This is a genomic window from Mesorhizobium tianshanense (assembly GCF_007830515.1).
Lineage (GTDB): Bacteria > Pseudomonadota > Alphaproteobacteria > Rhizobiales > Rhizobiaceae > Mesorhizobium > Mesorhizobium tianshanense.
In genome coordinates, this window is the sequence record NZ_VLKT01000001.1 from 1 (window position 1) to 14,025 (window position 14,025).

General features: G+C 62.1%; 21 protein-coding genes, 1 other RNA gene and 1 pseudogene. 10 read left to right on the top strand and 13 right to left on the bottom strand.

The window, feature by feature from the left end; genetic code table 11:
- Positions 1–90: 90 nt before the first annotated feature.
- Positions 91–599: pseudogene (locus IQ26_RS00005) on the bottom strand (arsenate reductase ArsC).
- 217 nt (positions 600–816) lie between these two features.
- Here IQ26_RS00005 and IQ26_RS00010 point away from each other — a divergent pair.
- Entirely contained in the window at positions 817–1,161 is a 345-nt protein-coding gene (locus IQ26_RS00010) for a hypothetical protein (RefSeq protein WP_145711048.1), read from the top strand.
- 60 nt (positions 1,162–1,221) lie between these two features.
- Here the strand turns inward: IQ26_RS00010 and msrB are convergent, their stop codons facing one another.
- From msrB to IQ26_RS00035, 5 genes are all read right to left on the bottom strand, one after another.
- The gene (gene msrB / locus IQ26_RS00015; protein WP_145711051.1) at positions 1,222–1,626 is read right to left on the bottom strand and encodes a peptide-methionine (R)-S-oxide reductase MsrB; all 405 of its coding nucleotides are present in this window, start codon (positions 1,624–1,626) and stop codon (positions 1,222–1,224) included.
- A gap of 109 nt (positions 1,627–1,735) precedes the next feature.
- Positions 1,736–2,533: an MBL fold metallo-hydrolase gene (locus IQ26_RS00020; protein ID WP_145711053.1), complete on the bottom strand. Its 798-nt coding sequence runs from the start codon at positions 2,531–2,533 to the stop codon at positions 1,736–1,738.
- A 32-nt stretch (positions 2,534–2,565) separates the two neighbouring features.
- Positions 2,566–3,756, bottom strand: coding sequence for a vWA domain-containing protein (locus tag IQ26_RS00025; protein ID WP_145711055.1), 1,191 nt, complete (start codon positions 3,754–3,756; stop codon positions 2,566–2,568).
- An 8-nt stretch (positions 3,757–3,764) separates the two neighbouring features.
- Positions 3,765–4,211 carry a GNAT family N-acetyltransferase gene (locus IQ26_RS00030; RefSeq protein ID WP_145711058.1) on the bottom strand — a complete coding sequence of 149 codons (447 nt, stop codon included), beginning with the start codon at positions 4,209–4,211 and terminating at the stop codon, positions 3,765–3,767.
- A 178-nt stretch (positions 4,212–4,389) separates the two neighbouring features.
- Positions 4,390–5,229 carry an AAA family ATPase gene (locus IQ26_RS00035; protein ID WP_145711060.1) on the bottom strand — a complete coding sequence of 280 codons (840 nt, stop codon included), beginning with the start codon at positions 5,227–5,229 and terminating at the stop codon, positions 4,390–4,392.
- Positions 5,230–5,363: 134 nt separating this feature from the next.
- Between IQ26_RS00035 and ssrS the strand changes: the two genes are divergently transcribed.
- The 5 genes from ssrS (at position 5,364) to IQ26_RS39040 (ending at position 8,106) form a co-directional block, all read left to right on the top strand.
- A non-coding RNA gene (gene ssrS, locus IQ26_RS00040) (6S RNA) lies at positions 5,364–5,519 on the top strand.
- A gap of 98 nt (positions 5,520–5,617) precedes the next feature.
- A complete protein-coding gene (locus tag IQ26_RS00045) occupies positions 5,618–6,205 on the top strand; it encodes a 5-formyltetrahydrofolate cyclo-ligase (protein WP_145711062.1) in 588 nt (195 codons plus the stop codon).
- 81 nt (positions 6,206–6,286) lie between these two features.
- On the top strand, positions 6,287–7,111 hold the full coding sequence (locus tag IQ26_RS00050) for a TIGR00282 family metallophosphoesterase (RefSeq protein ID WP_145711064.1): 825 nt from the start codon (positions 6,287–6,289) through the stop codon (positions 7,109–7,111).
- Positions 7,112–7,185: 74 nt separating this feature from the next.
- Positions 7,186–7,950 carry a TerC family protein gene (locus tag IQ26_RS00055; RefSeq protein ID WP_145711066.1) on the top strand — a complete coding sequence of 255 codons (765 nt, stop codon included), beginning with the start codon at positions 7,186–7,188 and terminating at the stop codon, positions 7,948–7,950.
- A 3-nt stretch (positions 7,951–7,953) separates the two neighbouring features.
- A complete protein-coding gene (locus tag IQ26_RS39040) occupies positions 7,954–8,106 on the top strand; it encodes a hypothetical protein (RefSeq protein WP_156090913.1) in 153 nt (50 codons plus the stop codon).
- Between the two features lie 7 nt (positions 8,107–8,113).
- Here IQ26_RS39040 and IQ26_RS00060 read toward each other — a convergent pair whose 3' ends face one another.
- Genes IQ26_RS00060 through IQ26_RS00075 form a run of 4 tightly spaced genes read right to left on the bottom strand, consistent with a single transcriptional unit; the run spans position 8,114 to position 9,919 of the window.
- A complete protein-coding gene (locus IQ26_RS00060; protein WP_145711068.1) occupies positions 8,114–8,581 on the bottom strand; it encodes an SRPBCC family protein in 468 nt (155 codons plus the stop codon).
- Positions 8,582–8,607: 26 nt separating this feature from the next.
- Positions 8,608–8,970: a hypothetical protein gene (locus tag IQ26_RS00065; RefSeq protein ID WP_145711070.1), complete on the bottom strand. Its 363-nt coding sequence runs from the start codon at positions 8,968–8,970 to the stop codon at positions 8,608–8,610.
- Between the two features lie 48 nt (positions 8,971–9,018).
- Positions 9,019–9,414: a VOC family protein gene (locus IQ26_RS00070; protein WP_145711072.1), complete on the bottom strand. Its 396-nt coding sequence runs from the start codon at positions 9,412–9,414 to the stop codon at positions 9,019–9,021.
- A 22-nt stretch (positions 9,415–9,436) separates the two neighbouring features.
- A complete protein-coding gene (locus IQ26_RS00075) occupies positions 9,437–9,919 on the bottom strand; it encodes an SRPBCC domain-containing protein (protein WP_145711074.1) in 483 nt (160 codons plus the stop codon).
- A gap of 51 nt (positions 9,920–9,970) precedes the next feature.
- Here IQ26_RS00075 and IQ26_RS00080 point away from each other — a divergent pair, with 51 nt between their 5' ends.
- The 3 genes from IQ26_RS00080 to IQ26_RS00090 all read left to right on the top strand — a co-directional run bounded on the left by IQ26_RS00080 (position 9,971) and on the right by IQ26_RS00090 (position 11,634).
- Entirely contained in the window at positions 9,971–10,294 is a 324-nt protein-coding gene (locus IQ26_RS00080) for an ArsR/SmtB family transcription factor (RefSeq protein WP_145711076.1), read from the top strand.
- A 225-nt stretch (positions 10,295–10,519) separates the two neighbouring features.
- Positions 10,520–11,269: a YebC/PmpR family DNA-binding transcriptional regulator gene (locus IQ26_RS00085; RefSeq protein ID WP_145711078.1), complete on the top strand. Its 750-nt coding sequence runs from the start codon at positions 10,520–10,522 to the stop codon at positions 11,267–11,269.
- Between the two features lie 38 nt (positions 11,270–11,307).
- Complete coding sequence (locus IQ26_RS00090; RefSeq protein ID WP_145711080.1) at positions 11,308–11,634, top strand: Rdx family protein; 327 nt, start codon at positions 11,308–11,310, stop codon at positions 11,632–11,634.
- Positions 11,635–11,665: 31 nt separating this feature from the next.
- Here the strand turns inward: IQ26_RS00090 and IQ26_RS00095 are convergent, their stop codons facing one another.
- Together IQ26_RS00095 and IQ26_RS00100 are read right to left on the bottom strand one after the other, a co-directional pair.
- A complete protein-coding gene (locus IQ26_RS00095; protein WP_145711082.1) occupies positions 11,666–12,145 on the bottom strand; it encodes an anthrone oxygenase family protein in 480 nt (159 codons plus the stop codon).
- 1 nt (position 12,146) lies between these two features.
- Positions 12,147–12,980 (bottom strand): Rossmann-fold NAD(P)-binding domain-containing protein, encoded by an 834-nt coding sequence (locus IQ26_RS00100; protein ID WP_145711084.1) that lies wholly within the window; start codon positions 12,978–12,980, stop codon positions 12,147–12,149.
- A gap of 110 nt (positions 12,981–13,090) precedes the next feature.
- Between IQ26_RS00100 and IQ26_RS00105 the strand changes: the two genes are divergently transcribed.
- The gene (locus IQ26_RS00105) at positions 13,091–13,732 is read left to right on the top strand and encodes a TetR/AcrR family transcriptional regulator (protein ID WP_145711086.1); all 642 of its coding nucleotides are present in this window, start codon (positions 13,091–13,093) and stop codon (positions 13,730–13,732) included.
- A gap of 65 nt (positions 13,733–13,797) precedes the next feature.
- On the opposite strand, the gene rpmE is transcribed toward IQ26_RS00105, so the two are convergent.
- On the bottom strand, positions 13,798–14,019 hold the full coding sequence (gene rpmE / locus IQ26_RS00110) for a 50S ribosomal protein L31 (protein WP_006327661.1): 222 nt from the start codon (positions 14,017–14,019) through the stop codon (positions 13,798–13,800).
- Positions 14,020–14,025: the final 6 nt, after the last annotated feature.

Sequence of the window (14,025 nt, forward strand, 5' to 3'; positions counted from 1 at the left end):
CGGCTTGCCCATCGCGGTTCTCCTTCAAACCGCAATGAATCACGCCGCAGCCTCAATGGGAATCCTGAATCACGTCAAACGCGACACGCTCTAGTTCGGCTTCGGCGTGTCGCGGGCAATCGCGTCGAGATGGTGCCGCAGCGCCAGATGGTCGAGCGCTTCCATCGGCAGATTGACGAACAGCGAGATGCGGTTGTTGAGCATGCGATAGGCATCGGCAAAGGCGAGATGCAGCTCGGCTTCGGTGCCGTCCGCCTTGGATGGGTCGGGTATCGACCAGAGCGCGGTCATCGGATGACCCGGCCAGATCGGACAGGATTCATTCGCGGTGCTGTCGCAAAGCGTGACGATGAAGTTCATTTCCGGCGCATCGGGCTCGGCGAACTCGTCCCAGCCTTTCGGGCGGGCGAAGCTCGTATCGTAGTTGAGACTTTCGAGCAGCTGCAGTGCGTAAGGGTTGACCTCGCCCTTCGGCTGGGAACCGGCGGAAAACACCCTGAACCTGCCGGCGCCGATCCGATTGAGGATGGCTTCCCCATGATGGATCGCGCCGAATTGGCGTTGCAAAGAAACAGCACGTTGTAGACATTATCGCTCATCTCAAGACCTCCCTGGCAGGCGACTGGATGATGGGGCGGCAGATTCCGGCACGGTATCTTTGCCGAGATGCCGACAATGGGTCGACGTAGAAAGGTTTCACGACCGTTTGATGACAATCTGTCAGATCATACGCTTGCGTGCCGATGATCGACCTGCGTTGACAGGCTTGCTGCGTTGGACATCTCTGCGGCGGTCAAATGAGAGAAGGCCGCATCGATGAGTGCGCCAGAAACCTTCGAAGGCGAAGACGGCAAGGCAGGCCGTGCGGCGGGTTTCTTCCGCTCGCGCTGGCGAGGCACGGCCCCGCTCGATCGGCTGTTCTGGCGCGATCTGGTCCTTGTCGGCACGGCGATCAACATCGCGTCGTCGGTTCTGGCGCTCATCCTGCTCGGGCTGAAGCTGCCGCTCGCTCTCGTTCTGGCGGTGCATTTCGCGCCGGTGCCGTACAATATCTTTCTGACTTTTGCGGTGTGGCGCACCGCCGAGAAATCCGGCGGCGTCAAGGCTTCGCTGATGACGCTGGGGGCTGTGCTGTGGCTGATGCTGGTGGTGGTGGTCTAGACAGGACAGTGCTGCCGGCAAGGGCGGCCGAAGCCGTCCCTTGCCACCGTCGAATTCCAGTCAGGCGGCCGGCTCGAATTTCAGCGCCACGCCGTTGATGCAATAGCGAAGGCCGGTCGGCGGCGGGCCGTCCTCGAAGACATGGCCAAGATGGCTGCCGCAGCGGGCGCAGTGGCATTCGGTGCGGACCATGCCGTAGCTGCGGTCGACCGTGGTCTCGACCGAACCGGCCACCGGGTCGTTGAAGCTCGGCCAGCCGGTGCCGCTCTCGAATTTCAGCTTCGATTCGAACAAGGGCTGGTCGCAACCGGCGCACGAAAAGGTACCGGCGCGCTTCTCGTGGAGCAGGGCGCAACTGCCTGGCCGCTCGGTGCCGTGGTTGCGCATCACCGCATATTGCTCTGGCGTCAGCCGGGCGCGCCATTCGGCATCGGTTCGGGTGACGGGGTAGGTATGACTATCCATCTTTTTTGCCTCTTAGCTCGAGCCGCTGTTGGGTCGCTTTCCCAAGTTCGCCTAAAATAGGCACTCGTTACGGCGTTTGCCCGTATTCCGTTCCTGCCGTGAAGAATCCTCAGGCGATCGCCGCGAGATACCGCGCAACAGAAGCTGCAAATGCCGCCTTTGCTTCTCCGATGACATTCTGGTTCCACCATGCGCCATAGATATGGTCGAACTCGAAAGACTCCAGCGCAGCCTTGATGCCGAGCACTTTCGCCGCATTGAGCGGAATGTAGTTCGGGTAGCTGTACATGAAGCTGACATGGCGGCGCGTAGGCGTGACCTGCAAGATGTCGCCGGCCAGGATGGCGTCGCCGCCGTCGCGCTTCCAGTGCAGCACCTGGCCGCCGGCAAAGTGGCCGCCGCAACGGATAAGGGTCAGCGAGGGGTTCAGGGCGCGCGTCTCGCCCTCCCAACTGATAACAGCCGGATGCGGCCGCATGATCCACTGACGATCGTCGGCGTGCAGATAGATCGGCACGCCGCCAAACGCCTCGCTCCACTCGATCATCGCCGAATAATAATGGCAGTGCGAAATGGCGATCGCGGCCAGGCCGCCCCGTCGGCTGATTTCGGCCACCGCCTCGCCGCTGACCATCGAGATACAGTCCCACAGCACATTGCCGTGCGGCGTTTGCGCCAGCAACGCCCGCTGACCGATGGCGAAGCGCGGCTCGATGCCGAAGGCGAGTACGCCGGTGTCGTCCTTCATCACGATCCGATGCCCGGCGGCGAGCTCTTCCGGCGTGATCCAGGCCTGGCCTTCCCAGCGCACATATTGCCGCTCGTCCTCGCAGATCGGGCAATGGTCCGGCGGCGTTGCTGCCGCCGCGAACTGGACGCCACACTGCAGGCAGAGGAAACAGGTCATCGGCCTTCCTGTCTTGCGTGTCGTAAAGCCATTCAGTGCTTCCTTGAAAGCTGCTTCGTCGCGGCTTCGAGCCCGGCGAGCGTCAGCGGAAACATGCGGCCGCCGAAGATATCGCGGATCATGGCGATCGAGTGGGTGTAACCCCAATGCTTTTCGTTTTCCGGGTTGAGCCATACTGCGTTCGGCCATTGCTGCAGCAGCCGGCCGAGCCAGACGCCGCCGGCCTCAGGATTCCAATGCTCGACCGAGCCGCCGGGATGCGCGATCTCGTAAGGGCTCATCGAGGCGTCGCCGACGACGATCACCTTGTAGTCCGGGCCGTATTTGTGGAGGAGGTCGAAGGTCGGAATCACCTCCGCATGACGGCGGCGGTTGTCCTTCCACACGCCCTCGTAGAGGCAGTTGTGGAAGTAGAAATATTCGAGCTGGCGGAATTCGGCGCGAGCGGCCGAAAACAGCTCCTCGACACTTCTGACGTGGTCGTCCATCGAGCCGCCGACGTCGAAGAACATCAGCAGCTTCACGACATTGCGCCGCTCAGGCCGCGTCTGCACGTCGAGGTAGCCGTGCTCGGCGGTGGCGTGGATGGTGCCGGGCAAGTCGAACTCTTCCTCGGCGCCTTCGCGCACCCAGCGGCGCAGGCGCTTCAGCGCGATCTTGATGTTGCGGGTGCCGAGTTCGACGGCATCGTCGAAATTCCTGAACTCGCGCTTGTCCCAGACTTTCACCGCACGGCGGTTGCGGCTCTCATGCTGGCCGATGCGCACGCCTTCGGGATTGTAGCCATAGGCGCCAAAGGGGGAAGTGCCGCCGGTGCCGATCCATTTAGAGCCACCCTGGTGACGACCCTTCTGTTCCTCCAGCCGATTCTTAAGCGTCTCCATCAGCTTGTCGAAACCACCGAGCGCCTCGACCAGCCTTTTCTCCTCATCGGTCAGGTGCTTTTCGGCAAGCCGGCGCAGCCATTCCTCTGGAATGTTTTCGACGTCGACCGCGTTTTCGCCAGCCAGCGCTTCGACGCCTTTGAAGATGTGCGAAAAGACCTGGTCGAAGCGGTCGATGTGGCGCTCGTCCTTCACCAGTGCTGAGCGGGCGAGATAGTAAAAACCCTCGACGTCATAGTCGATCAATCCTGCCTCCAGCCCCTCCAGCAGCGACAGATATTCCCGAAGCGAGACCGGAACCCGCGCGCCTTTCAGTTCGAGGAAGAAGGGGATGAACATCGCACTGTCTATAGTAGATCATACTCGATGAAGCCGGTCCGCCGCGCCACGTGGTCGTAGAGCTTGCGCGCGGTGGTGTTGGTCTCGTGCGTCATCCAGTAGACGTTCTTGACGCCGATCTTGCCGGCTTCCTGCTTGACCGCCTCGATCAGGGCGGCACCGACGCCCTTGCCGCGCACATCCGGGTCGGCGAACAGGTCCTGCAGATAGCAGTTGTTTATCTGCGACCAGCAGGAGCGGTGGTAGAGATAGTGCGTCAGGCCGACCGCCTTGCCGTCGAGGGTGGCGATGAAGCCTTTCGGCTCGAACTCACCCGCCGTGAACAGGCGCTTCCAGGTGACGGCGTAGATATCCTCCGGCAGCTTGGTTTCGTAGAAGGTGAGGTAGGCGGTCCACAGTCGCTGCCAATCGGCGTGGTCGGATTGGGCAAGTGGGCGGACAGTAATCTCGGTCATTTCGTTCCCTCCGAAGCTTCAAGCCGGAAGTTGCCTCGATGCCCGGCTGGCGGCAACGGTCCAGCAACCGGAAAGCGCTGTCCGCCGCTGCATGCCCGGCCCTGCGCCATGGCTCCGGGCGCTCGTCACCTGAAAAGCCAAATCGTTGGCTTTTCAGCGGCCTTTGGCCGATCGCTCGTTACCCCTGCCGTCTCGCCATGAAAGCCAGTCGCTCGAACAGATGCACGTCCTGTTCGTTCTTCAGCAGCGCGCCGTGCAGCTTGGGCAGCGCATTCTTCGCGTCGGCGCGCAGATCCTCGGGTGCGATGTCGTCCGCGACGAGCAGTCGGATCCAGTCCAGTGCCTCGGAGGTCGAAGGCTTCTTCTTCAGGCCCGGCACGTCGCGGATCACGTAGAATTGGGTGAGTGCGGCGCGCACCAGGTTCTGCTTGATGCCGGGATAGTGCACGTCGACGATCCTGTGCAGCGTCTCGGCGTCGGGAAAGCGGATGTAGTGGAAGAAGCAGCGGCGCAGGAAAGCGTCCGGCAGTTCCTTCTCGTTGTTGGAGGTGATGATGACGATCGGCCGCACAGCGGCGCGGACCGTCTCGCCGGTCTCGTAGACGAAGAATTCCATCCGATCGAGCTCCTGCAACAGATCGTTGGGGAATTCGATGTCAGCCTTGTCGATCTCGTCTATCAGAAGCACGACCTTCTTGGCTGTCGCGAAGGCGTCCCACAGCTTGCCGCGCTTGATGTAGTTCCTGATATCGTTGAAGCGCTCGTCGCCGAGCTGGCTGTCGCGCAGCCGCGAGACGGCGTCATATTCGTAGAGGCCCTGCTGTGCCCTCGTCGTCGACTTGACGTGCCATTCGATCAGCTCGAGGCCGAGCGCTGCCGACACTTGCCTCGCCAGTTCGGTCTTGCCGGTGCCGGGTTCGCCCTTGACCAGCAATGGCCGCTCCAGCGCGATCGCCGCATTGACCGCGACCATCAGATCCTTGTCGGCGACATAGGCCGCCGTGCCTTCGAAACGCATTTTTTCTCTTTGGTTCATCTGGAAAACCCTAAGGAGGCGGCTTGGCCTGCGCAAGGGCGGGTGAAGCACGAATAAAGCCGCCGAACATGGCCGTCTCTCTGGCGCTTGGTCGGCCATCGGCCTATATTGGGTCTGACGGTCTGTGCTTCCCGGCAGGAGAACATTTTCCCCGGGGCCTTAATGATCCCTAGGGAGCTGTCCCTGGGAAGACCCGTGGGTTTTCTCATACGGCGCCCACCTACTTTGTAGGTTCCCGGGATCGCTCTCTCCACCGGTTGTGTGGATCGTCACTCGATGCAAAGGGCCCGCCCACGCTTCGGTGGATCGTGCGGTGGAAAACGTCGCTCCCAACGCTCCAATCAGATCTGACCTTTTCTACCCTGGCCATATGACCTCTCCCAAAGACCTGAAGAAAAATTTGCGACGCGAAGCACTCGAGCGCCGCGACGCGCTCGATCCGTTCTGGCGAGTGGAAGCGGCGCTTGAAATGGCCGAGACGGCGCGGGATAGCATCGCCGTCGAGCCGGGCCAGATCGTCTCCGGCTTCTGGCCGATGCGCTCGGAAGTCGACGTCCGGCCGCTGATGTTCGCCTTGCGCGAAAATGGAGCAAGGCTTTGCCTGCCGGCCATTCTCGACAAGACCACCATTGTCTTTCGCGAACTGGTGCGTGGTGCGCCGATGATCGACATGGGTTTCGGCACCGTCGGGCCTCATGAGGAAGCCGAGGTGCTTGATCCCCAGGTGATGCTGGTGCCGCTCGCGGCTTTCGATGCGCGCGGTCACCGCATCGGCTACGGCGCCGGCCACTATGACCGTGCAATCGCCAGGCTGATCGACAAGGGGCAGCCGCCCCGGCTGATCGGCATTGCCTTCGACTGCCAGGAGGTGGCGCTGGTGCCGGACGAGGACCATGACGTGATCATCTCGGAAATACTCACCGAGAGCGGGTTGCGCCGCTTCGCGCCACAATTGTAGATAGTTTCCTGGACGCATGATCTTTTCCGAAAGTCATGCAGCTTCTTGCTTCGCTGACCTTCGGTTCGGAATTATGCTCAGATGAGACTCCTCTTCCTCGGCGACATGGTCGGCAAAACGGGCCGCACGGCGGTGTGGGAACAACTGCCCGGCCTGATCTCGGATTTCAAACTCGACTTCGTCATCGTCAATGGCGAGAACGCCGCCGGCGGCTTCGGCATCACCGAAGAGATATTTCGCGAGACGATTTCGGCGGGCGCCGACGTCGTCACCACCGGCAACCATGTCTGGGACCAGCGCGACGCGTTGGTTTTCGCACCACGCGAGGAGCGGTTTCTGCGTCCGTCGAATTTCCCCAAGGGCACGCCGGGGCGCGGCTCCGGCGTCTACATCGCCAGGAACGGCGCACGCGTTCTGGTCGCCAACATCATGGGCCGAGTGTTCATGCATCCCGAGCTCGACGATCCGTTCCAGGCCGGTGAGCGCGAGCTTGCCGCCTGTCCGCTCGGCGAGCAGGCCGATGCGGTGGTCATCGATTTCCATGCCGAGGCGACCTCTGAAAAAATGTGCTTTGCCCATTTCGTCGACGGCCGCGCCAGCCTGGTCGTCGGCACCCACACGCACCAGCCGACCGGTGACCACCAGATTCTCAACGGCGGCACCGGCTATATTTCCGATGCCGGCATGTGTGGCGACTATGATTCCTCGCTCGGCATGGACAAGGAGGAGCCGCTCAACCGGTTCCTGTCGAAGGTGCCGAAAGGCCGCTTCGAGGCGTCGACCGGCCCGGCGACTTTGTGCGGCGTCGGCGTCGACATTTCGGATCGCAGCGGCCTGACCGAACGGATTGCGCCGTTTCGCCGCGGACCGCGGCTCGAGGAAACGGCGCCGTCCTTCTGGTCATAATATTGATGTAAGCGATTGTAGTACTTAATTGCCGGCTACACCTGCTTCAGATCGTTAGAGAGGGGACGACCTCCATGCAGCTAATCGAATTCCTGGCGCCGCATTTCGCCTTCGTTTACGACCCGACTGCCTGGGTCGCGCTGCTGACGCTGATTGTGCTGGAGGTCGTGCTCGGCATCGACAATCTGATCTTCATCTCGATCCTCACCAACAAGCTGCCGGAGGCGCAAAGGGCTCGCGCGCGCCGGCTCGGCATTTCTGCCGCGCTGATCATGCGGCTGGTGCTGCTTGCGACCATCTCGATCATCGTCCAATTGACGACGCCGGTGTTCACGGCCTTCGGTCACGGCTTTTCGTGGCGCGACCTGATCCTGATCGCCGGCGGTCTGTTCCTCGTCTGGAAGGCGACCAAGGAGATCCACCACACGGTCGATCTCGAGGATCACCAGGACACGATGATGGGCGACACGCTGCAGCTTTCGCTAGCCGGCGCCATCTTCCAGATCCTGCTGCTCGACCTCGTCTTTTCGATCGATTCGATCATCACCGCGGTCGGAATGACCGACGAGATCGCCATCATGTACATTGCCGTGATCGTGGCGGTCAGCGTGATGATGCTGGCGGCCGGGCCGCTCGCCGAATTCATCGCCAAGAACCCCAGCATCGTCATGCTGGCGCTGAGCTTCCTGCTGATGATCGGCATGACGCTGATCGCCGACGGCATGGGCTTTCATGTGCCCAAGGGCTACATCTACGCCGCCATGGGGTTCTCGGCGCTGGTCGAGGGCCTCAACATGCTGGCAAGGCGCCGGAGGAAGGCAAAGGCTGGCGGGCATTGAGCTATGACCACCAAGGGCCTTAGCCAGGATCAGCTCGATCAGTTAGCCAAGCTGGCTGACTTGCCTGACAGCGAGATCGATACTTCGGACATTCGGGAAGCTCCGGCCGAGAATTGGATTCAAGCTCGCCGTGGGCAGGAAAAGCGGCGATCCTGAGCCGGCTCTAGCTCGCCGGCACACCCTTCGGATGACGGTCGCCGATCAGGCCAAGCGTCAGGCCCTGCTCCAGCCATGCCTTGGCGCCGGCGAGCACGAGGGTGAAGCCGCCGGTTGAACCGATGGCCTCTTTCACCTGCTCGTCGCCATTGCCGGCAAAGCCGAAATTTCGGACCTCGATAAAGGTGGCACTCCCAGGCATTTCGGTGAAGGTCCAGACCACGGTGGTCGGCGGCTCGCTCCACTGCATGACGAGCTTCTTGTCCTTGACGATCTCGCTGACATCGACCGTCGTCGAGACGTCGTACATGCGCCATTCCCAGCGGACTTGCTTGCCGCTGTCCAGCCGGCCGCTGCCGTGCGTGAACCAGAATTTCGTGGTGATGGCCGGATCGACGATGGCTTCGAACACCTCTGCGACCGGCCGCCGGACCAGCATGCCGGCTTCGGCTGTCGGGTTTTCGCGGATCTCCATGGGATGCTCCTTTCAGGCATTGGCGCTCACCAGGCGTCGGGCTCGCGCACCATGTGAACGATGTTGGCCGGATTGGTGATCCAGCCACCGCGGAAGCCCTCGCCCAAGGGCTCGATGGCATCGCAGCGCACAACGCCGGCCTTGGCGAAATGATCCGCGGCCACAGGGAAATCGTCGGTGAAAAGCTCCAGCCAGACCTCTGCCTGGCTTAGCATCGGCGCCTCATCGATCCACAGACGGTTGGGGCCGAGCTCGAAGCCGATTGCCGGCGCCTTGGCGGTGAACGGCTTCAAGCCGACGACGTCGCGGTAGAAGGCGATCGTCTCCTCATACTGGTGCGGGGGCACTTTCATGGCGATGTTGATGCCGCCGGTGATTTTCGCGGTCATTGCTGGCTCCGTTGTCGTGCTCAGGTGTTGTTGGTCGGCTCGGCCTCGCTACGCCAGATTGATCTGCCAAGAGACTCCGAACCTGTCGTTCAGCCATGCGAAACGGCGGCTGAAGCCATAATTGTCGGGCGGCATCAGAAACGCGCCATCCTTTGCCAGAGCCGTAACAATGCCGTTCAACTCTGCCTCCGTGGAGCAATCCACATAGAGCGAGACCGACGGCGTGAACGTGAAGGCATGGTGCACGGGGCTGTTGTAGACCATCACGTCCAAGCCGCCACCGATGGACAAGCGCGCCAGCTTGACCGTTCCTTCCGGTCTGTCTTCGCCGGGGCCGTAACGTGTGACGTCAAGGACGCTGCTGCCGGGAATGGTCTCGCAATAGAGGGCCATTGCCTCCTCGGCCTTGCCCTCGAACATCAGGAATGGCGTTACACTCTTCATCGCACGTCTTCCTTACGGTCGCTCAAATATTGTCTTCGCTGGCCGGTTCACCCCTCATCTCGCTGCGGTAATAGCCGTCGCGCAGGTTGATGCCGTATTCGACATAGGCCTTCATGCAGGCCAGCATCTGCGACCAGCCCTCGCAGTTGAGGTAGGACTTCTTCAGGCCGACCGCGTCCTCGTGCCAGCCGGTCTCGGCGATGGTGACGAAGGTGCCGCCGTCGTCCAGCGGCTCGAAATTCATCTCGATGCGCGTCTTGTAGGCCGGCTTGCCGTCCGCGTCGGCAGCGTCCCAGCGCAGCACGATGCGGCTGTCTTTCTCCACTTCGTCGACCTCGACCGGGACCTTGCCCCACCAGACGACGCCTGCGCCCGCGACCAGCGGCGCGCTGGCGCCGCCGATCGTGGTGAAATAGCCGCTGAGCTTCCTGGGATTGACGACTGCGTCGAAGACCTCGGCAACCGGTTTGCCGATGCGGCCCGAAACTCTGAATCCAAGGGACATATTCACAGCTCCTTCCTTGATTGGGCAGACAATATGTTATAAAAACATAACATGTCAAGCCGATCGCAAGACGACAATGTTTTCAAGGCGCTGGCGCATCCGCGCCGGCGCGCTTTGCTGGACGAGCTGAAGGATGCACCGAAGACCACCGGCATGCTGTGCGATGCCTTCCCCGACATGGACCGTTGCACCGTCATGCTGCATCTGAAGGTGCTGGAGGAGGCTGATTTGGTCGTCGCGCGGCGCGAGGGGCGCGAGCGCTGGAACCACCTCAATGCGCTGCCGATCAAGCAGATCCACGACCGCTGGATCAGCGAATACGCCACCCACGCGATCAGCATTCTCAACCGACTGAAATCCGATCTGGAAGAGTGAACGGCCGCAGGAATGCAGCTGGCGGGCTTGTTGCGCATCACCCTTACCGCACGGCTGGACGAATTGAGCCGATTTATCTATAAGCCGGCCATTCCGATAGAGAGCGCCGTACGTCCATCCGGACGCATCAGGGACGTTCTGAAGTTTTGAATTCGAGCATTTTGGCGCAAGGCGAGGTCATTATCTCGCTGCAGGATGCTCTGCCAAGAAGATGACAGGGGTGCCATGGCTGGCCATTCACAGTTCAAGAACATCATGCACCGCAAGGGCCGTCAGGACGCGGTGCGGTCGAAAATGTTTTCCAAGCTGGCGCGCGAAATAACCGTCGCCGCCAAGAGCGGCACACCGGATCCGTCGATGAACCCGCGCCTGCGCTTGGCCGTGCAGAACGCCAAGGCGGTGTCGATGCCGAAGGACAACATCCAGCGCGCCATCAACAAGGCATCGATGGGCGACGCCGAGACTTACGAAGCCGTGCGCTACGAAGGCTACGGGCCGGGTGGCGTTGCGCTGATCGTCGAGGCGCTGACCGACAACCGCAACCGCTCGGCGTCGAATGTGCGTGCCGCCTTCACCAAGGCCGGCGGAGCGATGGGCGAAACCGGCTCGGTGTCGTTCATGTGGGACCGTGCTGGCGAAATCGTCTATCCGGCGTCAGTCGGCAGCGCCGAGAAGGTCATGGACGCGGCGATCGAAGCCGGCGCCGACGACGTCCAGTCGGACGAGGACGGCCATACGATCTATTGCGCCTTCGAGAACCTGGGCGAGGTCTCGAAGGCGCTGGAAGACGCGCTCGGCGAGGCAGAGTCGGTGAAGCCGATCTGGAAGCCGCAGACCAATATCGCGGTCGACGAGGAGCGGGCGCAGTCGCTGATGAAGCTGGTCGCCACGCTCGAGGATGACGACGACGTGCAAAGCGTCTACGCCAATTTCGAGGTGGACGACGAGACCATGGCAAAGCTCAGCGCGGCATGAGCCAAACTCAGCCCGGCATGAGCGGAGCTCAATCTGACATGACCGAACAGGCGCTGCCCATCATCCGCATCACCTACTGCACGCAGTGCCTGTGGCTGCTGCGCGCGGGCTGGATGGCGCAGGAGCTGCTGTCCACCTTCGGAACGGATCTGGGCGAGGTGACGCTGGTGCCCGGCACCGGCGGCATCTTCACCATTTCGTGCAACGATACGCTGGTCTGGGACCGCAAGCGCGACGGCGGCTTTCCCGATGCCGCAAGGCTCAAGCAACTGGTCCGCGACGTGATCGATCCCGACCGCGATCTCGGCCATGCCGACCGCAAAGGCCACAAGTCAAAAGACACCACGTCAAAAGACCTTGGCTGACGCAGGGTCTTTTCCGTTTCTGCCCCTGCATTCACCGCCATGCCATGATGAAGCAACCCAGCGCCGCGATGGCGGTAACGGTGCGGACGTGGTTCCACATCACCCAGTCGCTGAGATAGGTGGCCCACACCGCGGCGCCATTGGTGCTCGCCGGATCGACGGCGGCCAGCGCGTTGTTGAGTGGCACGTTGAAGATCATCGTCACGATCGGGCTGCCGATGAGATAGATCAGGGCGCCGGCGAGTAGCCAGAACGAACCCGGTTGGTTCCAACCGATGACAGCGCCGACGGCGAGGACAAGGCAGATCAGCCCGGTGCCAAAAAGCGCGGTCATGAACATCGGGGTCACCGCAGTGACATTGATCGAATTCATGGCGGCAATGCCGCCCGCGGCGGGCATGCGGGCGAGGCCCGGCATGACGAAGCTGGAAAAGGCGAAGAAAACGCCGCCGACGATGCCTGAGCCAAGGGCTGCGATGAAGGTGAGGGTGGGAAGCAGCTTCATGATCATGTCAGTCACTCCAGATGCCCGTAGCGGCGGTTTCGGTTGCATAGGTGGAAAAATCTTTTGGGGCGCGGCCGAGCACGCGCTCGACGCCGTCAGTCAGCGACTCGTTGCGGCCGTCGAGCACCTCGGTGAACAGCTCGTTGAGCAGCCGGGCGAACTCGGCCGGCAGCTCGTACCCGGCTACTGCGGCGGTGAACTCGGCATGCGAAATCCTGATAAAGCGGATGTCGCGGCCGGCCGCCATGCCGATCTCGGCGACCGCCTCGGCGAAGCTCAGCAGCCGCGGCCCGGTCAGCTCGTAAAGCTGGCCGACATGGCCGTGCCGGGTAAGCACCGTCACGGCGGCGTCGGCGATATCGTCGGCGTCGACGAACGGTTCTCCGACAGTGCCGACCGGCAAAGCTACCTCACCGGCGAGCAGCGGATCGAGCAAAAAACTCTCGCTGAAGTTCTGGGCGAACCAGGCACAGCGCAGGATCGTCCAGTCGGCGCCTGAGGCTTTCAGCGTATCCTCGGCGCGTTGCGCTTCCGTTTCGCCGCGGCCTGACAACAGCACCAGCCGGCGCACACCGCGCTCCACGGCAAAATTGGCGAAGGCGCCGACCGCTTCGGCGGCACCGGGCACCGCAAGATCGGGGTAGTAGCTGATGTAGACGGCGCCCACACCGTGCAGTGCCGGTGCCCAGGTCGTGTTGTTTTCCCAGTCGAAGGGCGGCGTGCCCGAGCGCGAGCCGATCCGCACCGGCAGGCCCTGCGCCGTCAGTCGGTCCGCGAGACGACGGCCGGTCTTGCCGGTGCCGCCGAGGATCAAGGTCGGTTTTCTTGCGGTCGCGTTCATGGTTATTCTCCTCTGTTTCTAAACATGAGCAATCCTCACATTTGCAAAACGTGATAAACCCTCGTATTTATGAGTCAAGCCAATTGTTGATCGTTCGCCTGGAGACAGTGATGGAAGGCTCGACCGTATCGAATTCACAGGATGGCCAGATCGCATCGCCGCGTCGGGCACCGAGCCAGCAACGCAGCCGCGAGCGGGTCGAGCGGATGCTGGCCGCAGCCTCCGCGCTGACCGCCGAGCAAGGCAGCGACGCCATGCGCATGGGCGAAGTGGCGGAACGGGCCGGGGTGTCGATCGGCTCGCTCTACCAGTTCTTCCCGGACAAGCGGGCGATCATCTGGGCGCTGGCCGAGCGCTACACCGCCGAAAGCCAGGCCTGCATCTCAGCCGCACTGGCAGATGTCACTGATGTCGAAGGCCTGCGTCGGGCGTTTTCGGAGCTGGTGGATATCTATTACGGACTGTTCCTGGCGGAGCCGGTGATGCGCGACATCTGGTCGGGCACGCAGGCCGACAAGGCGCTACGTGAGCTCGAGCTCGCCGACAGCCGGGCCAATGCCGAATTCCTCACGGCGGTGCTAAAGCGGTTGCGGCCTGTCGCCGATCCGGCGGCGCTGGAAACGACGGCGTTTCTCATCTGGCAGATGGGTGAGGCCACCATGCGGCTGGCGATCTCGGTCGGGCGGCAAGAAGGCGACGACCTGGTCGCCGCCTACAAGCGCATGGCGCTGCGCGAACTGGTCGGCGAATAGGCCGCATTTCGGCAACAAAAAACCCGCCACGAGGGCGGGTTCTTGATCTGCGAAAGCCCTGCGGCTTAGAGGCCGAAGCCTTCGAAACGCTTCTTGAACTTCGACAGGCGGCCGCCGCGGTCGAGCAAGGTCTGCTGGCCGCCGGTCCAGGCCGGGTGGGTGGTCGGGTCGATGTCGAGGTTCATCGTGTCGCCTTCCTTGCCCCAGGTCGAGCGGGTCATGTATTCGGTGCCGTCGGTCATGACGACCTTGATCGTGTGGTAGTCGGGATGGATGTCGGTCTTCATTGTGCT